At 26.6% G+C, this 24,915-nt stretch carries 22 protein-coding genes and 1 other RNA gene; 6 read left to right on the top strand and 17 right to left on the bottom strand.

The genetic code is table 11. The annotated features are described in order from the left end of the window. Positions 1–15: 15 nt before the first annotated feature. The 12 genes from metG to smrB form a co-directional block, all read right to left on the bottom strand. Positions 16–1,659 (bottom strand): methionine--tRNA ligase, encoded by a 1,644-nt coding sequence (metG, locus tag BAKON_RS00555; RefSeq protein ID WP_014499272.1) that lies wholly within the window; start codon positions 1,657–1,659, stop codon positions 16–18. Positions 1,660–1,812: 153 nt separating this feature from the next. Beyond that, positions 1,813–2,394 (bottom strand): dCTP deaminase, encoded by a 582-nt coding sequence (gene dcd, locus BAKON_RS00550; protein ID WP_014499271.1) that lies wholly within the window; start codon positions 2,392–2,394, stop codon positions 1,813–1,815. 179 nt (positions 2,395–2,573) lie between these two features. Then, positions 2,574–3,980, bottom strand: a complete 1,407-nt coding sequence (gene gndA / locus BAKON_RS00545) for an NADP-dependent phosphogluconate dehydrogenase (RefSeq protein WP_014499270.1) — start codon at positions 3,978–3,980, stop codon at positions 2,574–2,576. A 384-nt stretch (positions 3,981–4,364) separates the two neighbouring features. Beyond that, positions 4,365–4,973 carry a bifunctional phosphoribosyl-AMP cyclohydrolase/phosphoribosyl-ATP diphosphatase HisIE gene (gene hisIE / locus BAKON_RS00540; RefSeq protein ID WP_014499269.1) on the bottom strand — a complete coding sequence of 203 codons (609 nt, stop codon included), beginning with the start codon at positions 4,971–4,973 and terminating at the stop codon, positions 4,365–4,367. Further along, positions 4,967–5,743 carry an imidazole glycerol phosphate synthase subunit HisF gene (hisF, locus tag BAKON_RS00535; protein WP_014499268.1) on the bottom strand — a complete coding sequence of 259 codons (777 nt, stop codon included), beginning with the start codon at positions 5,741–5,743 and terminating at the stop codon, positions 4,967–4,969. The genes hisIE and hisF overlap by 7 nt, the downstream gene beginning before the upstream one ends. Further along, entirely contained in the window at positions 5,722–6,462 is a 741-nt protein-coding gene (gene hisA, locus BAKON_RS00530; RefSeq protein ID WP_014499267.1) for a 1-(5-phosphoribosyl)-5-[(5-phosphoribosylamino)methylideneamino]imidazole-4-carboxamide isomerase, read from the bottom strand. Before hisA ends, hisF begins: the two co-directional genes overlap by 22 nt. 4 nt (positions 6,463–6,466) lie before the next feature. Next, positions 6,467–7,057: an imidazole glycerol phosphate synthase subunit HisH gene (hisH, locus tag BAKON_RS00525; protein WP_014499266.1), complete on the bottom strand. Its 591-nt coding sequence runs from the start codon at positions 7,055–7,057 to the stop codon at positions 6,467–6,469. Then, entirely contained in the window at positions 7,057–8,118 is a 1,062-nt protein-coding gene (hisB, locus tag BAKON_RS00520) for a bifunctional histidinol-phosphatase/imidazoleglycerol-phosphate dehydratase HisB (RefSeq protein WP_014499265.1), read from the bottom strand. Before hisB ends, hisH begins: the two co-directional genes overlap by 1 nt. After that, on the bottom strand, positions 8,108–9,214 hold the full coding sequence (hisC, locus tag BAKON_RS00515; RefSeq protein WP_014499264.1) for a histidinol-phosphate transaminase: 1,107 nt from the start codon (positions 9,212–9,214) through the stop codon (positions 8,108–8,110). The genes hisB and hisC overlap by 11 nt, the downstream gene beginning before the upstream one ends. Further along, positions 9,211–10,518: a histidinol dehydrogenase gene (gene hisD / locus BAKON_RS00510; RefSeq protein ID WP_014499263.1), complete on the bottom strand. Its 1,308-nt coding sequence runs from the start codon at positions 10,516–10,518 to the stop codon at positions 9,211–9,213. The genes hisC and hisD overlap by 4 nt, the downstream gene beginning before the upstream one ends. Before the next feature lie 8 nt (positions 10,519–10,526). Continuing rightward, positions 10,527–11,426 (bottom strand): ATP phosphoribosyltransferase, encoded by a 900-nt coding sequence (gene hisG / locus BAKON_RS00505; RefSeq protein ID WP_014499262.1) that lies wholly within the window; start codon positions 11,424–11,426, stop codon positions 10,527–10,529. Positions 11,427–11,845: 419 nt separating this feature from the next. Further along, complete coding sequence (gene smrB, locus BAKON_RS00500) at positions 11,846–12,412, bottom strand: endonuclease SmrB (protein WP_014499261.1); 567 nt, start codon at positions 12,410–12,412, stop codon at positions 11,846–11,848. Between the two features lie 282 nt (positions 12,413–12,694). Here smrB and aroC point away from each other — a divergent pair, with 282 nt between their 5' ends. The 3 genes from aroC (at position 12,695) to BAKON_RS00485 (ending at position 15,525) form a co-directional block, all read left to right on the top strand. Then, positions 12,695–13,759, top strand: coding sequence for a chorismate synthase (gene aroC / locus BAKON_RS00495; protein WP_014499260.1), 1,065 nt, complete (start codon positions 12,695–12,697; stop codon positions 13,757–13,759). A 649-nt stretch (positions 13,760–14,408) separates the two neighbouring features. After that, on the top strand, positions 14,409–15,293 hold the full coding sequence (dapA, locus tag BAKON_RS00490; RefSeq protein ID WP_014499259.1) for a 4-hydroxy-tetrahydrodipicolinate synthase: 885 nt from the start codon (positions 14,409–14,411) through the stop codon (positions 15,291–15,293). Continuing rightward, complete coding sequence (locus BAKON_RS00485) at positions 15,271–15,525, top strand: hypothetical protein (protein ID WP_044005630.1); 255 nt, start codon at positions 15,271–15,273, stop codon at positions 15,523–15,525. The genes dapA and BAKON_RS00485 overlap by 23 nt, the downstream gene beginning before the upstream one ends. Before the next feature lie 136 nt (positions 15,526–15,661). Here the strand turns inward: BAKON_RS00485 and dapE are convergent, their stop codons facing one another. From dapE to BAKON_RS00465, 4 genes are all read right to left on the bottom strand, one after another. Continuing rightward, on the bottom strand, positions 15,662–16,789 hold the full coding sequence (dapE, locus tag BAKON_RS00480; protein ID WP_014499258.1) for a succinyl-diaminopimelate desuccinylase: 1,128 nt from the start codon (positions 16,787–16,789) through the stop codon (positions 15,662–15,664). Between the two features lie 105 nt (positions 16,790–16,894). Continuing rightward, positions 16,895–18,892 carry a transketolase gene (tkt, locus tag BAKON_RS00475; RefSeq protein WP_014499257.1) on the bottom strand — a complete coding sequence of 666 codons (1,998 nt, stop codon included), beginning with the start codon at positions 18,890–18,892 and terminating at the stop codon, positions 16,895–16,897. Between the two features lie 55 nt (positions 18,893–18,947). Beyond that, the gene (gene tal / locus BAKON_RS00470) at positions 18,948–19,898 is read right to left on the bottom strand and encodes a transaldolase (RefSeq protein ID WP_014499256.1); all 951 of its coding nucleotides are present in this window, start codon (positions 19,896–19,898) and stop codon (positions 18,948–18,950) included. A 274-nt stretch (positions 19,899–20,172) separates the two neighbouring features. Beyond that, on the bottom strand, positions 20,173–21,384 hold the full coding sequence (locus tag BAKON_RS00465; protein WP_014499255.1) for a beta-ketoacyl synthase N-terminal-like domain-containing protein: 1,212 nt from the start codon (positions 21,382–21,384) through the stop codon (positions 20,173–20,175). Between the two features lie 122 nt (positions 21,385–21,506). Here BAKON_RS00465 and rsmI point away from each other — a divergent pair, with 122 nt between their 5' ends. Together rsmI and rnpB are read left to right on the top strand one after the other, a co-directional pair. Continuing rightward, positions 21,507–22,367 (top strand): 16S rRNA (cytidine(1402)-2'-O)-methyltransferase, encoded by an 861-nt coding sequence (gene rsmI / locus BAKON_RS00460; RefSeq protein ID WP_014499254.1) that lies wholly within the window; start codon positions 21,507–21,509, stop codon positions 22,365–22,367. A 20-nt stretch (positions 22,368–22,387) separates the two neighbouring features. Then, positions 22,388–22,754: RNase P RNA component class A (gene rnpB, locus BAKON_RS03175), an RNA gene on the top strand. Positions 22,755–22,829: 75 nt separating this feature from the next. On the opposite strand, the gene pmbA is transcribed toward rnpB, so the two are convergent. Beyond that, a complete protein-coding gene (gene pmbA / locus BAKON_RS00455) occupies positions 22,830–24,170 on the bottom strand; it encodes a metalloprotease PmbA (protein ID WP_014499253.1) in 1,341 nt (446 codons plus the stop codon). Positions 24,171–24,366: 196 nt separating this feature from the next. Here pmbA and ppa point away from each other — a divergent pair, with 196 nt between their 5' ends. Next, on the top strand, positions 24,367–24,900 hold the full coding sequence (gene ppa / locus BAKON_RS00450) for an inorganic diphosphatase (RefSeq protein ID WP_014499252.1): 534 nt from the start codon (positions 24,367–24,369) through the stop codon (positions 24,898–24,900). Positions 24,901–24,915 lie beyond the last annotated feature (15 nt).

Raw genomic sequence — 24,915 nt, 5'->3', positions numbered from 1 at the left:
GAAGACAATTTATCATTATCTATATAGATTAATTAATTCAGAAATTTTTTCCATACTAATTCTTTTATATAATGGAATAAATTTATTTATTTTATGAGATAAAAGTGGTTTCTTAATACTATCCCAAGTTAATTTTGAAATTAAAAAAGATTCTGTCTTAATTGCTAAATCAGGTATTATCGGTTTTAAAAAAATCATAATAATTCTAAATAAATTAATACCCATTGTACAAATTTCTTGTAAATTAGTAAAATTTTTCTCTATTTTTTCTATTTTCCATGGTTTTTTTTCATTAATATATTGATTAGCTACATCTAATAATCTCATAGACTCTTTCACAACAAAATTAAATTCACGATTTTCTAAAAAATTTTCAATGTTACTACTGGCATTAATAAAATATTGATATAATTGCATATTATTTAATTTATTAGATAAATATCCATTAAAATGTTTTTCAATAAAACTAGAACTTCTTGACGCTAAATTAACTAATTTATTTACAATATCACTGTTTATTTTATATATAAAATCCTCTAAATTAATTTCAATATCATGAGTTTTATTAGATAACTTACTAGCATAATAATAACGTAAACTATCTGAATCAAAACACTGAATCCAATCGCTTGCTCTAATTAAAGCACCTCGTGATTTTGACAATTTTAATCCATTCATAGTAAGGTAACCATGAACAAAAATACCACTGGGTTTTCTGAAAGAAATAGCTTCTAATATTGCAGGCCAAAATAAAGTATGAAAATAAATAATATCTTTACCAATAAAATGGTATAATTCGTAATTAGATTTTTGATTCCAAAATTGATCAAAATTTAATTTTTTATTTTTAAAACATAGATTTTTAAACGCACTCATATAACCAATAGGAGCATCAAGCCAAACATAAAAATATTTATCAGGATATTTTGGAATTTTAAATCCAAAATAAGGTGCGTCTCGAGAAATACCCCATGGCTTTAAACCTACCTTAAACCATTCTTCTGTTTTTTTAATAACTGAATTTTCTAAAACACCAGAATGTATCCATTTTTTTAACATATCACTAAAAAAAGGCAGATTGAAATATAAATGTTTTGTATTTTTTAAAATAGGTTTTTTCCCTGAAATAACAGATATTGGATCAATCAAATCTATGGGTTCATAAGTTGCACTACATATTTCGCAATTATCACCATATTGGTTTTTAGATTGACAAGTCGGGCATGTGCCTTTAATAAATCGATCTGGAAGAAAAATATTTTTTACATTATCATAAAATTGAAAAATTTCTTTTTCTTTAATTAAATCTTTTTCTTTTAAACATGCAAAAATTTTTCTTAATAAATATAAGTTTTCTAAACTATGAGTTGAATAATAATTATCATGTGAAATTTTAAAATTCAAAAAATCTATTTGATGTTCTTTTCTGATATTCTTAATTAATTTGTTTGAAGATATTCCTAAATCTTTAGATTTTAACATTATAGCAGTACCGTGTGCATCATCAGCAGAAATAAACCATACTTCACGACCACGCATTCTATGATAACGAACCCAAATATCTGCCTGAATATGCTCTAACATGTGGCCAATATGAATAGGACCATTTGCGTAAGGCAAAGCACAGGTGACTAAAATTTTTCTAAGTGTAATTGACATAATATTATACTTTTTTTAATAAAATAATATGATATAGAAAAGAAGAGAAATCATAAAATATTCTTAATTTAAATAAATAGTTTTATTAACAATTAATTTATACAATAATTAATCGATCAAGATACACTAAAATATCTTTTATAAAAATAATTTTTACTCCTTATCAATACGGCTAGGTACTACTCCATTTTGACTTTTGTATTTAGATTCTTCTCTTGAATCATAAGGACGTAAAACTGATTGAGAGAGAACTTCGAAACTAAGCGCCGCAATCTTCATTTTAGGACGTAATACCAAAGTTAACTTTCCTGCATTAAACATTTCTAAAACAATATTACCTTTCCATCCTGGATCAATACGATGTGCAGTAGCATGAATCATTAATCCTAGACGAGCTAAAGAAGAACGGCCATCTAGCCAACCAACTAAATTATTTGGAATTGTAATCTTTTCTAAAGTAGAAGATAAGACTAAAGAACCTGGTTGTAAAAAAAACGGTTTTTCTTTAGAGGAAATAGTTTCATTGCTCATAATTTCTGCTAATGCTGATGTTCTATTTATTTTAGAATCACTTAAATCAATACAAGATCGAGTGTGCTCATAAAAAAAACGAAATTTATTACCAAGATGTATATCAACAGTAATCCCATTAATTAATTTTTTTTTGGGATAAGGTTCTATAATTAATTCTTTTCTTTGTAACCATTCTTCAATATCTTGATCACATAAACGCATTTTTATTCCTATAATATAATTAACATATATCTTGATGTCATGTATGAAAAAATAAATAAAATATAATAGCAGAGATATTTTTAACATCTTCTGCTATTTTAATTTTTAATCATAAACTAATAACAATTATATAAAAAAATATGATGTATAAAAATAATAACTATGTTGATATCATTATATTATTGAGACCAATTTGTATGAAAGTAACCGGTTTTATCTATTCTTTGGTAAGTATGCGAACCAAAATAATCTCTTTGAGCTTGTATAAGATTAGCAGGCGAATATAATGCTCTATAACTATCATAATAAGATATTGCTGCAGAAAAAGTTGGTACAGAAATGCCATATTTTATTGCATAGATAACAATATTACGTAATGAACTTTCATATTCATTGGCTATTCTTGAAAAATAAGGTGTTAATAACAAATTAACTACAGTTTGATTTTCGGAATATTCTTCTGTTATTTTTTGTAAAAAATTTGCTCGTATAATACATCCGGCTCTAAAAATCTTAGCAATTTCGCTATATTTTATATTCCAATTATATTTTTCTGAAGCTTTTTTTAATTGAGAAAAACCTTGAGCATAAGAAATTATTTTTCCTAAATACAAAGCCCGTCTCACCTCTTCAACAAAACTATTTTTATCTTGAATAGATATTTTTATATTAGGTCCTTTTAATGTTTTTGATGCAACTGTACGTTGTTCTTTTAGAGAAGACAAGTAACGTGCAAAAACAGATTCAGTAATTAATGATAGAGGTTCTCGAAGTTCTAAAGCGTTTTTACTGATCCATTTACCAGTACCTTTATCTTCAGCTATATCTAAAATGAGATCTATTAAATATTTACCATTCTTGTCTTTTTTAATAAAAATATTTTTTGTTATTTCAATCAAATAACTGTTTAATTCACCTTTATTCCATTCCGAAAAAGTATATGATAATTCTTCATTACTCATATTTAATAAATATTTTAATAAAAAATACGACTCTGAAATTAATTGCATATCACCATATTCAATACCATTATGTACCATTTTTACATAATGACCTGCCCCATTTGGACCAATATAACTTACACATGATTCACCTTCGAATTTCGCTGATATTTTTTGCAACATAGGAAGTACAAGATTATATGCTTCTTTTTGTCCTCCTGGCATAATAGATGGTCCGTTTAACGCTCCTAGTTCACCTCCAGAAACTCCCATTCCAATAAAATTAATACCGTATTTAGATAGCTCTTTATTTCTTCGTATAGTATCTTTATAAAAAGTATTACCTGCATCAATCAATATATCTTCTTTTTCTAAATAAGGCATGATTAGTTTAATAGTTTCATCAGTAGCTTTGCCGGATTGAACCATCAATAAAATACATCTCGGTCTAAGAAGTGAATTGATAAAATCTTTAATCGAAAAATATGGAAAAATATTTTTTTTCTTATTTTTATTGAATACTTCTTCTGTTATCGAAGCTGTTCGATTGAATATAGATACACTATAATTTTTACTCTCAATGTTTAAAGCTAAATTTCGTCCCATTACTGCCATTCCTACAACACCAATTTGTTGTTGTGACATTTTTTTCTCCAACTAAAATATACTAAAAAAATAACGAATGATAATCTTTGAAAATAATTAAATTTTATTTAATTTGTTACACAATAAATGATATTACAAATATTTTCAATTTTTCATTAAAATAAAGTAAAATTTTAAAAAAGTATTTCTGTTAATTCAAAATACAGATAAAAATTTAAAAAAATTATGTTGGTATTTGATTTGGAAATATAAGAAAAAATCACTTATATATTGTCTAATAAGTTTTTTTAAAATGGAGATTGTTACGTATAATCATATAATATATATGTTTTATATTATTGATATTTATTTTGAAATTGAAATATTATAAATTTTCTAACATTATATAATTAATTTTTTAAAACAATTAGCATAAAACTATTTTTATCTTCTTTTTTTTAAATTATCTAAAACTAGATTTAAATTTAAATTTTGATCATGTAATAATACAATTAAATGATAAATTAAATCTGACGATTCATTAATTAATTCAGTTTGATCTTTTTTCATAGCTGCTAATATTGTTTCTACAGCCTCTTCTCCTACTTTTTGTGCTATACGACTTGTTCCCGATTGATATAAACTAGAAGTATATGAATTTTTAGAAAATTTATTTTTTCTATTTTCTATAAGGTTTTCTAATTCAAATAAAAAATTTACATTGTATTTCTTTGAAAAAAAACAACTTGTATTATTTAAATGACATGTTACACCTGTAGATTTAACTAAGATCAATAATGCATCATGATCACAATCTGTTCTAATAGAGATTACGTTTAGGTAATTGCCAGATGTTTCCCCTTTAGTCCATAAACGATTCTTAGTACGAGAATAAAATGTTACTAAACCGTCTTTCTGAGTTTTCAATAAAGCTTCTTCATTCATGTATCCATGCATTAAAATTTCATGTGAAAAATAATCTTGTATTATTGCAGGAATCATTCCATTAGTTTTTGTCCAATCAAGATTTAATAAATCATGTTTTTTTAGCACTCTCTAATCTCCATTTTTCGTCTAATTAAAAAACTTTTTAAAGTTTTTATCTCTACTATATTTTTATGAAAAACAGATGCAGCTAATACTCCATCTGCATTACAATAATGTAATGCTTCGTAAAAATGTTCTACATTTCCTGCTCCACCTGATGCAATTAAAGGTACTTTGCATATTTCTCTTATTTTACTTAGATGTGAAAGATCATATCCTTGTTGTAATCCATCTTTATTCATCATATTTAAAACAATTTCACCAGCACCTTTTTCTTGAACTTTTCTTACCCAATCAGACGTTTTCCAGGAAGTTTGATAGGTTTTATTAACGTCTCCTGTATATTGTTGTACCATATAATCATTTTCTACTTTGTCAAACCAAGAATCAATTCCAACTACCATACATTGTACACCAAAACGTTCTGAAATTTTCGTGATTAAATTAGGGTCTGTTAAGGCTGAAGAATTAATTGATATTTTGTCTGCACCACTAGATAAAATATTTTTTGCATCTTCTACACTTTGAATTCCTCCAGCAACACAAAATGGAATATTTATCACTTCAGCAATTTTTTTTATCCAATTCTGATCAACTAATTTATTTTTTGTTGAAGCAGTTATATCATAAAAAACTAATTCATCTATACCTTCTTGTGCATAACGTGTAGCTAATGGTATAATATCACCTACAATTTCATGATTTTGAAATTTAACTCCTTTTACTACCACTCCATTATGAACATCAAGACATGCTATAATTCTCTTTGCCAGCATTTTAAAGCCTCTTCTATTGTAAATTTCTTTTCCAATAAACTGCGACCAATAATAATACTTTTAATTCCAGTTTTTTTTAAAGAAATAATATCTTCTAACGTTGCAACTCCTCCAGATGCCTGAAAATTTATATTTTTAAAAGAACTAGAAATATCTTTATATAGTTTAAAATTTGGACCTAACAAGGTTCCATCTTTAGATATATCTGTACATAATACATGTTTCAATCCGCTTGGTAAGAAATATTCAATAATTTCCTCTAGCATAACATTAGTTCTTTTTTGCCAACCATTAATATATATTTCTTTTTGATTGTTATTATTAATATATACATCTAATGCCAAAACAATTGCATCTGAACCATAAATTTTCAACCATTTTTTTACTTTGTTTTTATCATGTATCGCAGAAGAACCAATTACTACTCTTTTAACTCCTAAATCTAGAAGTGTATTTATGTCTTTTGTAGTTCTTATTCCGCCGCCTATTTGTAGGGGAATAGTAGAATAAGACAATATTTCTTTAAATAATTCTATTTGTCTATTTTCTCTATTCTTTGCTCCATCTAAATCTACTAGATGAACAATTTGAATCCTTTTTGATTTATATTTTTCTAAATAATCAGATAAATTTATATCATAATGTTTTTGATTTAAATAATTACCTTGATATAAGCGAACTGCTCTCCCATTGATTAAGTCGAATGCTGGAATAATCATTAAATCACATCTCCAAAAAATTTTTTAACAATTGACATCCTATACTACCAGATTTTTCTGGATGGAATTGTACACCAAAAAAATTATTTTTTTGTATAACTGAACTAAAATTAACACCGTAACTAGTCGTAGATAATGTATATTTATTAATTGGAACTATATAACTATGAACAAAATAAAATCTCGAATTATTTGGTATATTTTTAAATAAAGGATGTTCTTTCTGAAAAGTAATTTGATTCCAACCAATATGAGGTAAAGGCAAATTATTTGATTTTAAACGTGACACAGAAGATTTAATAATGCCAATTGTTTTTACCCCATTGCATTCTTCGCTAAAATCACAAAAAAGTTGCATTCCTAAACATATTCCCAGTATTTTTTCTTTGAATTCTTTGATAACATCAATTATATTTTTTTTAGACAAAAGATCCATCACTGCTGAAGCAGTACCTACTCCTGGTAAAAAAATTTTTTTAGATTTTGAGATTATAGATGCTTCAGAAGTGATTATAGAATTATAACCTAATTTTTTAATGGCTACTTTAATTGATGTTAAATTAGCACAACCTGTATCTACTATTACTATATCCATTATAAAATCCCTTTTGAAGTTGGCAACATATTTCCTTCTATCTTAATAGCTTTGCGTAATGCGCGTCCAAAAACCTTAAATAAACTTTCAATACAATGATGATCATTTTTTCCTTCAGCATATAAATGAAGTGTAATTTTCATAGAATAAGAAAGAGAATAAAAAAAATGTTCAATCATATTAGTACTAAGATCACCAGCCATTTTATAATTAAAATTAGCTTTAAAATTTAAATATGGACGATTTGATATGTCTATAATACAATTAGATCTACTTTCATCCATGGGCAAATAAAAACCAAATCTACATAAACCATTTTTTTTACCTAAAGCTTGTGATAAAGCCTCTCCTAATACAATACCCGTGTCTTCTACTGTATGATGATCATCAATATAAAGATCACCTTGTGCAGAAATCTTCATACAAATTCCACTATGAATCGCTAACTGTTCTAGCATGTGATCAAAAAACTTTATACCAGTATTAATTTCACTTCTTTCTTCTAAATCTAACCAGACCTGAATATGAACTTTAGTTTCTTTTGTTTTTCTGATAATTTCAGCATATCTATTGTATTTTACAATATATTTTTCAATATCAATCCAGTTAAATCCATCTTCTTTATATTGAATTCCTTTTATTTTAAGATTTTTTGCTAACTCCATATCTGTATCACGATCACCAATAACATAGCTATTTTGTCGATCTATTTGATCTAACCATGGTTTTATCATATCAGTTTTAGGTTTACGACATGCACAATTATCATCTAAAAAATGAGGACAAATTAATATATCATTAAATACTATTCCTTCTGAACGAAGAATTCTTAACATAAACATATGGGGTTTATTGAACTCTTCAAAAGAAAAATTTTTAGTACCAAGACCATCTTGATTGGTTACCATAATTAATTTATAGTCAATTTTTATTAATTTAAGTAATGAGGAAATTACATTTTTTTTAAATACTAATTTGTCTATTGAATCTACCTGACAAGTATCAATTGGTTCATCAATTAATGTACCATCTCGATCAATAAATAATATTTTATATTTCACTAAAACCACCTTGCACGATATTATTTTTAGAAAAAATTTTAAGTTCTTTAATTAAATGTAAGCATTCTAAACGTGTTCCTATTGAAATTCTTATGCATTTTTTTAAGTTCATTTTCTCATTTTGATTTCTTAATATAATCCCTTTTTCCCATAAAGTTTTAAAAACTTTTTCAAATATAAAAAACTTTACTAATACATAATTAGCATGACTTTCAAATACTTTTTCTACACAAGCAGTGTTTTTCAATTGATTAATTAACCAAAGACGATTATTGTTTGAATCTAATACTCTATTCTGCATCAATTTAATATAATCTATTTCTAAAGATTGAACGGCTATATCACAAACAGGTATAGATATTGGATAAGGACTAATAACTTTATTTAAAATTTTAATAATTTCTGTATGTGCTAAAGTAAAACCACATCTTATTCCAGCTAAAGCAAAAGCTTTAGATAATGTTCGCAGAATAACTAAATTTGGATATTGTTTTAAGTGATTTGTCATACTGTCTTTTATAGAAAATTCGATATATGCTTCATCTATTACAACTAAAGATCGACCTAAAGTTATATTTAGTAAAAATAAAAGATCTTTTTTTGAAAAGATATTGCCAGTTGGATTATTAGGATTACAAATATAAATTAATTTTACTTTATTTAAATTCAATTCAATATTTGATAAATCTAATTGCCACGTATTTTTAATGGTAGGGATTTCTTTTATTTCTACACCAGCTATTTTAGCGTTCACTCGATACATATCATAAGTAGGAGGACAATAAATAATTGCATCCTTTCCCGGTTCACAAAAAGCTTTAATCAATAATTCAATCCCTTCATCAGCACCTCTTGTAACTAAGACTTGATTACAAAGCAAACCAACATAATTCGCATAAGAAGATATTAAATTATTTGGTTGACATTCTGGATAACGATTAAATATTTTTTTTTTTGATTTGAATAAAACAGATACGGGTGATTCATTAGCATTTAATAATAAATTGCCATTTTCACCTCCAATACGTCTTGCTGATTGATAAGGTATTAAGTTTTTTATATTATTTCTAGCTAATTTTATAATATTATCTATCATATTTTCTCCTTTAAAAAATCTACTCGAATTCTTACAGCATTCTTATGTGCTTCAAGTTTTTCTGCAGAAGATAAAATTTCAAGGGTATTAGATAATGTAATCAATCCTTGAGTTGTTAATTCTTGAACCAATATACGTTTTTGAAAATCAGCTAATCCTAAAGAAGAATTGGCAATAGATTTTCCGTATGTCGGTAAAACATGATTTGTTCCAGATGCATAATCACCTGCAGATTCAGGCGACCATAGACCTAAAAAAATAGAACTAGCATTCGAGATATAATTAAGTACTTCCCTGGGCGATTTTGTTTGAATAATTAAATGTTCAGGTGCATACATATTAGATATTTTAATGCACTCTGATAAATTTTTAGTAATAATGATTGTACTATTTTTTAATGCCGTTAACATTTCTGATAATCTAGATAACTTATTTAATTGTATATTAAGTGAAAAAATTACTTTTTGTGCTAGTTCAATATACGGTGTTAATAAAATCACTTGAGAAGACATTCCATGTTCAGCTTGTGATAATAGATCAGCAGCTATAAAATCTGGATTAGCAGTATCATCTGCAATAATCAACAATTCTGAAGGTCCTGCTAACATGTCTATTGCCGTTCCATTAAAACTAGAACTAACTTGTAATTTCGCTTCTGTAACATAAGCATTACCAGGACCAAAAATCTTATCTACTTTAGGAATAGTTTCTGTACCGAAGGAAAGAGCTGCTATAGCTTGAGCTCCTCCAACTTGAAAAATATTATCAATTCCACAAACATGAGCTGTATAAAGAATTTCATTGCTAACTGGAGGAGGAGAACAAAGAACAATTTCTTTACAACCAGCAATTTTAGCAGGTATTGCTAACATTAATACAGTAGAAAATAGAGGTGCTGTTCCACCAGGAATGTAAATTCCTATGCGATTCAAAGGCAAATTAATTTGCTGGCAACGAACTCCAATTTCTGTTTCAATATCTATTGTTGATGAAATTTGAGCTTCATGGAAAAGTGTAATATTTTTTTTTGCAATTTCAATTGAATTTTTTAAATCTTTATTTAAGAAAGATGAGGATGAAAAAATTTGCTTTTTAGGAATTTGAAATACATTTAAATCATATTTATCAAATAATATAGTATATTTTTTTAGCGCTTCATCACCTAAATTTTTTACATTTTCTATAATTTCTGTGACAATTTTTTTAATAAAATTATTGTTTTTTAAAAAAGGTCTTGATATTATTTTTTTTTGTTCAGTAGAATTGATTTTGTCCCAATAAATCATATTTTTAAAATATTTCATTATAGATTTTACTCCATCATTTTTTCAATTGGCAAAACTAAAATTGAACTAGCTCCCAATGATTTTAATTTTTCCATTGTTTCCCAAAATAATGTTTCACTACTCACCATATGCATCGCTACTCGATTATCATCTCCAGCTAGTTTTAGAATAGTTGGTCTTTCTGCTCCATGGAGTAAAGATATTACTTTTTCTAATTTTTTTATAGGCGCATGCAACATGATGTATTTAGATTCACGAGCTTTAATTACACCTTTAATACGAGTCATTAATTTATTAATAACTTCTTTTTTTATAGAATTAATCTTTCCAACTTTACAAATAATACATGCATGAGAATGGTAAACTACTTGTACTTCACGCAAACCATTAGCTTCTAATGTCGCTCCTGTGGAAACTAAGTCACAGATAGCATCTGCTAAACCAGCTCTAGGTGCAACTTCTACTGATCCATTTAACATACATGATTTAAAAGAAATATTTTTTTTATCTAAATATTTTTTTAACAAATGCGGATATGATGTTGCTATTCTAATATTTTTTAAACATGTTATATCTGAGTATACAGTGTTTACTGGCAATGCTAAAGATAACCTGCATACCCCAAAATCAAGTCGTCTTAAAGTAACATAAGAATATTCTAATTTTTGTGAAATTCGCTTTAACGACTCTTCTTCGAGTACATTTTCTCCAACTATTCCTAAATCTACTACACCATCCATTACCAATCCAGGAATATCATCATCACGCACTAACATGACATCAATAGGCATATTTTCAGCAAATGCTATCAATTTTTGTTGTTTTAAATTAATTTTAATCCCACAGCAGGTCAATAGTTTTATAGAATCATTGCTTAAACGACCAGTTTTTTGCATCGCTATACGTACACGATTATTATCAAACATATTTAAAATCCCTTAAAATTCTTTGTATTAAATAAAAAAAATATATACTTTTACTGTTTTTAAAATAAAAAAACCCAAAAAATAAGGGTTTTTAAAAGATTTTTTTATAATATCATACTAATAAAATAAAATTATTAAATAACTTTAATAATAAAAATAATGCTATCGTAATATTTAAGTATAATAAATAAAAATTATTGATAATGGTTTAGTTTTATAAAAGTTTCATAAATATACTTTTTAAATTTAAAAAGATGAATAATGCTATTTTAATTTAATTTTAAAAATATTTTTTATTTATATTAAAAAATACATTTAATACAATTTAAAATAATTAAGAATTGATTTTAAATAATAAACGTACAGTTTTTTTTTAAAAAAAAATTATTTTTATCTGTTTAATATAAAAATTATCTAGTTTACTCATTAATAGCATTTATATTTTTTTTCCTTGAAGAATTAATTTCAATGATAACTATGATAGCAGCATCGCTTCCAAAAAATTTAGGAGCTTCATGAAAAGCTATGACATCTGGATGCTGAGATAACCAAAAAGGTGTTTGTTTTTTTAAAATATGTTTACCATAACCATGCATGATATGAGCGCAAAAAAAATTTTCTTTTTGACATGTTGTAATTAATTCACCTAGTGCTTGCTGCGCTTGATATTGTGTTAATCCATGTAAATCAAGAAAAATATCTGGATCATATCTTCCTTTTTGTAGATTTTTTAAGATATTAAGTAAACTTTGATGACGAACATAAGATACGGGATTATCTTTAAATAAATCTTTTTTATTTCTGCAAGAAAAATAATGACTATGAGCATTTTGTTCAAAAACTGTGCGCTGAGATACTATATTAGTATTATTTTTTTTATGAACTCGAGAATGAAAAATAGTATCTTGTACTATCTCACGAGTACCATTTAACCATTGACGAAATAAAACATTCGAATCAATAGTATGTCGGCTATTTTTATTCATAATTATTTATTACCAATAATATTAATCAATTGAAATATTTTATATACATGAATTATTTAAAATTTTTACGATTATTTACATATTTTTTATTAATTATATAATTTAGTTTTTGTAAAAACAACAAATAAAAAATATTATTAGCAAAGTATATAATAAATAATCTATTTTTAACTAATTCATATTTTTAATAAAAAAATTTTTATATTCTAAATAAAAAAATTATTTTTTTATTTATTCTGTATAGTTATACTATTTCATTTCAATGACTTATAGAAGAATAAAATGTCTGGAAATACAATTGGAAAAATATTTTGTGTAACTACTTTTGGTGAATCACACGGAGAAGCATTAGGCTGTATAGTTGATGGAACTCCACCAGGTCTTGAATTATCTGTCGAAGATTTACAACATGATTTAAATCGTAGACGACCAGGTACTTCTCGTTATACAACTCCTCGCTGTGAACCAGATAAAATTCATATACTTTCTGGTACATTTAATGGTTATACAACAGGTGCTAGTATTGGTTTAATTATTTATAATAGTGATCAACGCTCTAAAGATTATAATGATATAAAAAATTTATTCCGACCGGGACATGCTGATTATACTTATGAAAAAAAATATGGAATAAGAGATTATCGTGGTGGAGGAAGATCTTCTGCTCGAGAAACAACTATGCGAGTGGCAGCTGGTGCCATCGCAAAAAAATACCTTAAAAATAAATACGGGATTACTATACGAGCATACCTATCAAAAATGGGAAACATTCAATGTTCTTTTAAGTCTTGGCAGGAAGTAGAAAAAAATCCTTTCTTTTGTTCTGATGTTGAAAAAATTTTAGAGCTTGAAAATTTAATTAAATATTTAAAAAAAATAGGTGATTCCATTGGAGCCGAAATAACTATTATTGCTGAAAATGTTCCTATAGGACTTGGAGAACCAGTTTTTGACCGTCTTGATGCTGATTTAGCACATGCCTTAATGAGCATCAATGCTGTAAAAGGAATAGAAATTGGAGATGGATTTTTAGTAGTAAGTCAAAAAGGAAGTCAACATCGTGATGAAATTACACCAGAAGGATTTTTAACTAATAATGCAGGTGGTATTTTAGGTGGTATTAGTAATGGTGAAAAAATTATATTAAAAGCTGCATTTAAACCTACATCAAGCATCCGTAAAATAGGAAACACGATTAATAAAAAAAACGAAAAAACTCAAATTATTACTAAAGGTCGACATGACCCATGTGTAGGATTACGTGCTGTTCCAATAACTGAAGCCATGGTGGCAATTGTTTTAATGGATCATTTATTAAGATTTCGTGCACAATGTAGTAAAGGATAATTTTTTAAAATATATTAATGCTACTGAATTGCTTTTTATTTAGTAGCTTAATCCAAATTAAATATTATTAATGTTTTTATAAATAAGTATAGTTATGTATTTATTTTAATAAATTTTTATTTTATTTTTATAAAAATATTAAAACTACACATTTCTTCTTCAGAAACAATAATTTTTTAATAACATAAGGATTAACTCTTTAGAATTTTATATTTTTATATTTAAAAAAAAATCTATTGTTGTCTAGTATATTAAAATCTTGTATCATGCAACCCAAAGTTATAGATTTAAAATAAAAATAAAGTGATTTTTTATGATAAAAAAAATTGATTAAATCTACTAATTTTCTAATCTGATTAGATAAAATCAATTCTCTGTAGTAATTTCAAATATCATTTTTTTTGACTTTAAAAAAATAAAAAATATGTACTTAACAAATGAAAAATATAAGTATTAGAAATAAATTAATATGTAAAAAAATTTTATTTATGCACAATTAATACTTTTTGATACAGGATATATGGTCTTAAATTTTTAACTCTAGAATAAAATTATATTTTTCTAAATATTATATTTATAATTTCTATATACTTTGTTTTAAAATATGTCAAACATCCCATAAAATATTTTTTATGGAGGAGGACAACTAATGTTCAAAGGAAGTATTGTTGCACTAATTACACCTATGGATAAAAAAGGTCAGATTTGTCGTTCTAGCTTAGAAAAGTTAATCAATTATCATGTTTTCAATAAAACTAAAGCCATTGTGTCTATTGGTACTACTGGAGAATCCGCAACACTTAGTCAAGAAGAACATATAAATGTTGTTATGCTTACTTTAGAATTGGCTAATAAACGTATTCCAATTATTGCAGGAACAGGAGCAAATGCTACAACAGAAGCTATATCTTTAACAAAAAGATTTGAAAAATCTGGTATTGCAGGTTGTTTAACTGTTACACCATATTATAATAGACCTACTCAGGAAGGATTATATCAACATTTTAAAGCAATTGCAGAAAATACCGAATTACCACAAATTTTATATAATGTTCCTAGTCGTACAGGATGTGATTTACTTCCAGAAACAGTCGCTAAATTAGCTCAATTAAAAAATATTATAGGCATAAAAGAAGCTACTGGAGATTTATCAAGAATCAATAAAATAAAAGAATTAGTTGAAGATGATTTTTTATTAATTAGCGGAGATGACGTAACAGCTTTAGATTTTATGCAATTAGGTGGTCAAGGTGTAATATCAGTTACAGCTAATGTTGCTGCAGGAGAAATGACACAAATTTGTTCCTACGCGTTAAAAGGAGATTTTATCAGTGCAAGATCTATAAACAAACGTTTAGCGTTATTACATGAAGCACTTTTTATAGAGCCTAATCCTATTCCTATAAAATGGTTAGCTAAAAAAATGGGATTGATAAAAAGTGATACACTACGTTTGCCAATGACTCCTATTTTAGATACCACACGTTTAAAAATTGAAAAAGCAATTAAATATGCTAATCTTAAAAAATTATAGAAAATTTTTAAAAATAGTAATAATCTTTCAAATATTAAATATATTTTTAATAACATCTTGCACATTAAAAGATTTTAACAAATATCATGATTGTAATGAAATAAAAAATCAATTTAAAAAATTAATTATTCCAGAAGGGATTAATCTCCCTAACAAAAAAGAAGAATATAATATTCCTTATACAGAAAAAGATTTAGAAAAAGAAAATCGTAATATCTTTCCTCCCATATAAAATATATAATCTTTTAAAATAATTATAGTAACATTTAAAAAGATATTTTTAAATTAAGTATTGATTCATACTAATTGGTGCAGATTATCTCTATGAGATTCTGCATCATTTATAACATAAAAAGATTTCTTTAAAATTATGTTAATAACTTCTTCATAATATCTTCGTACATATAACTTAATAGTTGTAAATCAGATATTTTTACACACTCATTAACTTTATGAATTGTACTATTAATTAATCCTAATTCTACTACTTCTGAACCCATTAAAGAAATAAATCGACCATCAGAAGTACCACCAGAAGTAGATAAAATAGGCTCTTTTTTATTAAAATAAAAAATAGATTGCATTACAGTATCTATCAATAAACCCTTTTTAGTAAGAAATGGTTTCCCTGATAAAAACCATGTTATAGAATAATTAATGTTATACTTATCTAGTATACTAACTATTCGAGATTTAATTTCTATCTCAGAAACTTCTGTGCTAAATCGAACATTAAACTGAACAAATAAAGATCCTGGAATAATATTATTAGTTCCATTTCCTGCATGAATATTTGCAATATTTATGCTAGTAGGTGAAAAAAAATCGTTTCCATTATCAAATTTTATAGATAATATTTCTAAAATAATAGGCAATCCTTTATGTATTGGATTATCTGCTAAATCAGGATAAGCAATATGTCCTTGCACTCCATGGATAGTTAAATCAGCCGTAATTGAACCACGTCGACCATTTTTTATAACATCACCAACTTTAGAAGTACTAGAAGGTTCTCCTACTAAACAATAGTCAATTACATCATTTTTAGATATTAAATATTCTACTACTTTAATTGTACCATTCACAGCACTCGACTCTTCATCCGAAGTAATAAGAAAAGATAAACGTCCTTTATGATTTGGAAATTTCTTTACAAACCTTTCAGAAGCAACAATCATAGCTGCTAAAGCACCTTTCATATCTGAAGATCCTCGACCAAATAAAAATCCATTTCGAATTACTGGTTCAAAAGGATCAGATTGCCAATATTTATCTTGACCCGGTGAAACTACATCTGTATGTCCAGCAAATGTCAATGTCTTTCCGAGACCTCTAAAAGCCCAGAAATTTTTGGTGTCATTAACATTGATTACTTTAACTTTAAATCCTATTGCGTATAAACGTTTTATAATAATATCTTGACAACCTAAATCTTTTGGACTAATAGATGGAATAGAAATTAGCTTTTGCGCTAATTTTGTGACTGAGCAAATCATATTTTTCCCTAATTTGACATTTATATATTAATAAATATTATTTTTTTATAAAGAAATGGGGCTATAGTTTAAGCCCCATAACTATTTAAAAAATTTTAAATAAAATTAAGACTTTAATAGAATAATTGATTTATTAACTATATTTTCTATAGTAAAACCAAATTTTTGAAATAAATCTTCTGCAGAAGCAGATTCACCAAATGTTTTCATTCCAATAACTAAACCATCAATACCTACATATTTATACCAAAAATCTTCTATACTTGCTTCGATTGCAATTCTTTTAATTACATAAGATGGTAATATAAACTCTTTATAAGCCGCATCTTGCCTATCAAAAACATTAGTACAAGGCATAGATACTACACGTACAGAATATCCTAAAGCAACAAGTTTTTTTGCGGCCATTAAAGTGATATTTAGTTCTGAACCAGTTGAGATAAAAATAACATCAAGTAGTTTTTCTGAATCATATAATATATATGCCCCATAAGAAATACTATCTAATTGTTTAGAATTTCTCTGAAATTGATTAAGATTTTGACGTGATAAAATTAATGCTGTGGGTCCTGATTTTTTTTCAATAGCTTTTTTCCAAGCTACTGCTGTTTCTACTTGATCACTGGGTCTCCATACATCTATATTAGGTGTCATTCTCAAACTAGCTAATTGTTCTATTGGCTGATGTGTAGGACCATCTTCACCTAATCCAATAGAATCATGTGTGTATATAAAAATATGTTTAGTATTCATTAAAGCAGCCATACGAACTGCATTACGTGCATATTCAACAAACATTAAAAATGTAGCAGTATAAGGAATGAAACCTCCATGATGAGATATACCATTCGCAATAGCTGTCATCCCAAATTCACGAACTCCATAATGAATATAATTTCCAGAGAAGTTATCTGTAATAGAGTTGCAACCAGACCACATAGTTAAATTACTAGGTGATAAATCTGCTGAACCACCTATTAACTCAGGTAAAATTTTAGCATAATTTTCTAACGTATTTTGTGAAGCTTTACGACTTGCAATATTCTGTTTATTGCTTTGTAAAAAATGAATATAATTCTTAGTGACTTCGTTCCAATTTAAAGGTAATTCTTTATTTATTCGTCTTGAATATTCAATGAATAAATCAGGATATTTAGATTGATATAAAGAAAATTTTTCATTCCATTTTTGTTCAAATTCTAAACCTTTTTCTATAAAATTCCATTTTTCATAAATTTTTTCAGGTATTTGGAAAGGAGGGTAATTCCAGCACAATTCTTTTCTAGTTAAAGCAATTTCCATTTCACCAAGAGGCGCTCCATGTGATTCAGCTGTTCCTGATTTATTAGGAGAACCAAAACCAATGATAGTGTTACAAATGATAATTGAAGGTTTATCTAATATTAACTTTGCTTCTTTTATACTTTTTGTTATAGATTTTGAATCATGACCATTAACGTTATCTACTACATGCCAATTATAAGATTCAAAACGTTTTGCTGTATCATCAGTAAACCAGTTAGATATTTTTCCATCTATTGAAATGCCATTCTTATCATAAAAAACAATCAACTTACCAAGATTTAAAGTACCAGCTAAAGAACAAACTTCATGAGAAATACCTTCCATTAAACAACCATCACCCACAAACACCCAAGTATAATGATCAACTATATCGTATTCTGGACGATTAAAATAAGAACTTAAAGTTCTTTCTGCAATCGCCATACCAACAGCATTTGCTAATCCTTGTCCCAATGGACCAGTGGTAATTTCTACACCAGGTGTTTCACCTGTTTCAGGATGTCCTGGAGTTTTTGAATTAATTCTTCTAAAATTTTTCAGTTCTTCTATCGATAAATTATATCCTGTAAGATGTAATAAACTATATAACAACATAGAACCATGTCCATTAGATAGTATAAAACGATCACGATTATTCCAATTAGGATTTTTTGGACTATGCTTTAAAAAATCTCTCCATAAAACTTCAGCGATATCTGCCATTCCCATCGGCATACCAGGATGTCCTGATTGTGCATTTTGTACAGCATCTATACTTAACATTCGAATTGCATTAGCCAATTCTCTACGTGAACACATATATTTTCCTTTAGATTAAAATTCTGTAAGTGAATTTTTTATCTTGTAAAATTATTTATATTTTTTTAGAAAGTATTTCTTCTAAAGATAACTGATCTTTTCCAAAATTCCGTATACCTTCAGATAACTTTTGGACTGCCATAGCATCTTGATTATGCTCCCATCGAAATTCTTCTTCAGAAAGCGCCACTGGAGGAACTGAAAAAACACCAGGAGGATTCAGTTGTCTTGTAATAGTTCTAGTATTAGATTCAAGTTCTTTTAATAAAACAGGCGAAATAGTTAAACGGTCACATCCAGACAAATGTAATATTTGTTCAATATTACGAAAACTAGCTCCCATAATAATAGTTTTATAATTATGTTTTTTATAATATTCGTATATTTTACAGACAGATATCACACCAGGATCTTTTCCAGAAAAAGACTTAGATAACAAATTTTGAGAAACATACCAATCATAAATACGTCCTACAAAAGGAGATATTAAAAAAACACCTGATTCTGCACAAGCACGCGCTTGAGAAAAAGAAAAAACAAGAGTTAAATTACAATGAATATTATCTTTTTTAAGTTCTTCTGCTGCTTTTATGCACTCCCATGTAGCTGCTAATTTGATTAGAACTCTATTTCTAGAAATTCCTTTTTCTTCGTATAAATCAATTATTTTTTTTGCTTTTAAAATACATTTTTCTGTGCTAAAAGATAAACGAGCATCAACTTCACTAGAAATGTAACCAGGTATTTTTTTTAAAATTTCCACTCCAAGATCAACTAATATTTTATCACTTGCATTAATTATTTGATCTTTATATAAACCTCCTTTTTTTTTTGCATATTCTACAGCTTGATCAATCAAAAATTGATTGACATTTAAATTTACTGCTTGAAGTATCAAAGATGGATTAGTCGTTGCGTCTTCTGGTTTATACTTACAAATAGATTCTATATCACCAGTATCTGCAACAATAGTTGAGAATTTTTTTAAAGCATCTAATTGATTCATATTTGATCTCTCTTTTTTAAAAATATCAAAAATTTGAATTAGAACTATATAAATAAGAAACAATTTATATATTTTTCGTTAAAGACTACTTAAAGATTACATATTAACAATAAAAAATTATTTTAATATTAAAAATACTGAAATGATTTTTCTAAATACTACTATTTGGATACACATAAAAAAATATATATTTTCTAATATCGAAAGAGCTTTAAAAAAACATAAAAATATTTTCAATATATATAAATACTTATATTATATGCAATATAATATATTAATATTTTTTTATTATTAATGAAGCATTAGTACCACCAAAACCAAAACTGTTAGACATAGCTGTATGAATTTTTACTTTTTTAATTTGCTGAATAATATTCATGTCTTTTGCGTAGGATTCTAATACTTTAATATTAATTGAAGGAGCTATAAAATTATATTTTAACATTAATAATGTATAAATCATTTCATGTACTCCTGAGGCTCCTAATGAATGACCTGTCATCGATTTTGTTGCTGAAATCATTGGTTTTTTTTCATTAAAGAAGACTTTTTTAATAGCTTTTAACTCTATTAAATCACCAATTCTTGTAGAAGTTCCATGTACATTAAGATAATCAATAGGTATGCTTTTATCCTTTCTTGCTAAATTCATACAACGAACTGCTCCATCTCCTGAAGGTGAAACCATTTTTGAACCATCTGATGTTGCAGCGTACCCAATAATTTCAGCGTAAATACGAGCAGAACGAGATAAAGCAGAATTTAATTCTTCAATAACTATAATACCTGCTCCACCTGAAATAACAAAACCGTCACGATTTATATCATACACACGCGATGCTTTTGCAGGATTATTATTAAAATTACTAGAAAGAACTTTCATTGCATCAAATTGACTAACTAATTCTAAATTCATTTCTTCACCACCACCCGCAAAAATCAGATCTTGTCTACCAAATTGAATCAATTCGAATGCATGTCCGATACAATGAGCAGAAGTAGCACAAGCTGAGCTTATAGAGTAAGTGATTCCTTGAATTTTAAATAAAGTTGATAAACAAGCTGATATTACAGAAGGCATATTTTTTACTGCAAGATAAGGACTAATATAATTTGAAATTCGTGTATTTTTGATAGGAGGAAGCATATTATCTTTTGAAAAACTACATCCTGATCCAGCAATCAATCCAACACGAGGATTTTTTTGATACTTTTTATCTTCTATTTTTGCATCTTTAATAGCTTCTGTCATGGCTAAAAAAGAATATCTAGAAGCATTATTCATAAATCGGGATGATTTCTGTGTTATCCTATTTATACTTTCTGATTTAATATTACCCCAAATTTTACTACGCATGCCTAATTTATTCATTTCTTCTGAAAAAACAATTCCAGAAGTTCCATTATATAAAGAATGTAATACTTCTTTTTTATTGTTACCAATACTTGAAACAATACCAACACCTGTTATAACTACTCGTCTCACTTTTAATCCTTATACTTTTACACAAGAGTCATATATTAAATTAAAATAAGTAATAAAAAATAAATATTCAAATTAATTTTTAATTATTATCACATATATAACAGGATTTTATGGATAAAAAAATGAATGAATTTTATATTGGTATTCTTTATATTGTACCAACTCCTATCGGTAATTTATCAGATATAACTTATAGAGCATTGGAAATATTAAAAGATGTTCATATGATTGCTGTGGAAAATATTAGACATACTAATATTTTACTTCAACATTTTAATATTAAAAACCATTTAATATTAATGAATAAAGATAATGAAAAAAAACAAAGTGATAATTTAATTGAAGAATTAAAAAAAGGAAAAAAAATTGCTTTAGTTTGTAACGCAGGAACTCCAATTATTAACGATCCTGGTAATATTTTAATAAAAAAATGTCATATTTCTAATATAAAAGTAATTCCTCTTCCAGGGCCATGTGCTGCTATTACAGCATTAAGTGCTTCTGGAATTATAAATAATCGTTTTTGCTATGAAGGTTTTTTACCTTCTAAAAAAAAAATAAGATGTGACTTGCTTTCTTCTTTAAAAGAAGAAACACGAACAATAATTTTTTATGAAACAAAATACAGGATACTTGAAAGTATAAAAGATATAATAGAACAAATAGATGAAAATAGACATATAGTTATCGCTAGAGAAATTACAAAAAAATGGGAATCTATTTATGGAGCTCAAGCATCTTTAATACTACAATGGCTTAAAGCAGACAAGTATCGTTACAAAGGAGAAATGGTAATTATCATTGATGGTTTTAAAAAATTAAAAAAAGATAACTTGTCAAAAAAAATATTGGATACATTTTTGACATTAAGAAAATTTCTTTCATTAAAAACATCGGTTTTAATTACTTCTCAAATACATAATATTAATAAAAATGCTTTATATGAATATGCAATAAAAAAGAAAAGTGACAAAATTCTTTAAATAATGTAAGATTTAATTTTGAAGTTGACCAAACAGTCGCTGTTTATTTTTTGAAAATTAAAAAGAGGAAAGTCCGGGCTCCATAGAGCAGGGTGCCAGATAACATCTGGAAAGCGCAAGCTTATGACTAGTGCAACAGAAAAAAAACCACCTATTTTTTATGTAAAAAAATATGGCCAGGGTGAAAAGGTGTGGTAAGAGCACACCGCATAATTGGTAACAATTCATGGCATGGTAAACTCCACCCGGAGCAAAGCCAAATATAGGGTAAAAATTCGTATTGCTCGTACTTTATAAACCTGGGTAGGCTGCTTGAATTAGTAAGTGATTACTAATCTAGATGAATGACTGTTAAAACAGAACCCGGCTTATAGGTCAACTTCACTAATCTATAAAAATATTCTTTATATAAAGGTAATAAATTTATTACCTTTAGTTAAAGATTAAAAATATTAAAAAAATCTAATTTCCAGAAATTTGCATCTCAGATAATAATACTGAACCACATTGAATATTATTACGTTTATCAATATCAGTACTAATACTAACAATATTATTCCACATATTTCTTAAATTTCCAGATATAGTAATTTCATTAATAGGATAAGAAATCTTTCCTTTTTCAATCCAAAAACCTACTGCTCCACGTGAATAATTACCACTAATTATATCTACACCCTGTCCCATTAGTTCCGTTATTAATATGCCTTGATCTACTTTTTGTAAAAGTTCTTCAAAAGATATATTACTATTTGAAACTAACCAATTATAAATTCCCCCACAATTACCTGTACTTTCCAATCTAAGTTTGCGAGCATTATACGTATTTAATAACCAAGTTTGTAATATTCCATTTTGAATGATATATTTATTTTCTGTGAATACACCTTCGTTATCAAAAGGTTTGCTACCTAAACCTTGTCTTAAATGAGGATTTTCTTCAATGTTTAGCCAATCAGGAAAAATTTTTGATTTTAAATCATTAATTAAAAATGTAGATTTTTGATAAACATTATCACCACTGATAGCATGAACAAGATGTGAAAAAAACATGTGAGATATTTCTGATGAAAAAATCACCGGAGACTTCATGGTTTGTATTTTTCGAGAACCTAGCCTAGATATAGCTCGTCTAGCAGAACTTTGACCTAATATCTCTGGTTTTTCTAAATCATCTATTTTTCTTGAAATAGAATAATCAAAATCTCTCTGCATAGAATTTTTATCTTGAGCGATCATACAATTATATGTCGAATAACGAGTGGATTTATATGTTTCTAGCATACCCAGACTGTTCCCGAAAACATTTATAGTCACATGACTATTAAAAAAACTACCTTCACTATTAACAATTCTTTTATCAAAATCAAAAGCTTCTTTTTCGGATAAAATAGAAAGATTAATCGCATGTTCTATATTAAATTCCCATGGATGAAATAAATCAAGTTCTACAGAATGAAGACATAAAAGTTTTATATCTGGTAAACCTGAAAAAAAATCAGAAGAAGAATATTTTGAAATATTAATAGCTGTTTCTAACATATTTTTTATACTATTGGTACTAAAATCTTTAGATGAAACACATCCTTTGGAAAACTTGTTATACACGGTTATAAATAATACACTATCATTATTAAATTCTATATTTTCAATAATACCATTTCTTATATTAACACTTATCCCTATTGTTTTTTTTATAGATACTTCAATAGAAGTGTTTTTTCTTTTAGATAGTTCTAGAGTTTCTTTTGCTGTGTTGAAAAGAAATAATTCTTCTTTTTCTATTTCTCTAATTAATTGCATATATATAAACCCTTACAAACATGTTTTTTTATATGTAAACATTATATTGAAAAACACTTAAAATTAAAATCAATTACTATATATAAAATATAGATATAATTATTCTTCAATGTTAAAATTTATCGATTATTGTATCTTTATTTGCTTATCTTACAAATATACTAAAGTAGTTATAAATTATTTTTAAGGAAAAAAAATGAATTTAAATAAAATTATCGCTGGTGATGATATACCAAATGATATATACGTTATCATAGAAATATCATCAAATTCATCTCCTATTAAGTATGAAATAGATAAAAAATCAGGTATGCTTTTTGTAGATCGTTTTATGCCTACTCCAATGTTTTATCCTTGCAACTATGGATATATCAATCAAACTTTATCTTTAGATGGTGATCCCTTAGATGTTTTAGTTCCTTCTCATTATCCAATACAATCTAACTGTGTTATCCACTGCAAACCTATTGGTATGTTAAAAATGCATGATGAATCAGGTGATGATAATAAAATTATAGCAGTACCAAAAAGTAAAGTTTGTCAGGAATATAAAAATATAAATAATATATCAGATATATCAGAATTATTAAAAAAACAGATTTCTCATTTTTTTCAATACTATAAAAAACTAGAAAAAGAAAAATGGGTAAAAATTATTGGATGGGGAAATTGTCAAGATGCAAAATTAGAAATTAATAATGCATATAATCGTGCTAAAAAATCAAAATAATATATTTTAAAATAA

Source organism: Buchnera aphidicola str. Ak (Acyrthosiphon kondoi) (genome assembly GCF_000225445.1).
Taxonomy (GTDB): domain Bacteria; phylum Pseudomonadota; class Gammaproteobacteria; order Enterobacterales; family Enterobacteriaceae; genus Buchnera; species Buchnera aphidicola_A.
This window is presented reverse-complemented; position numbering and strand designations above follow the sequence as displayed.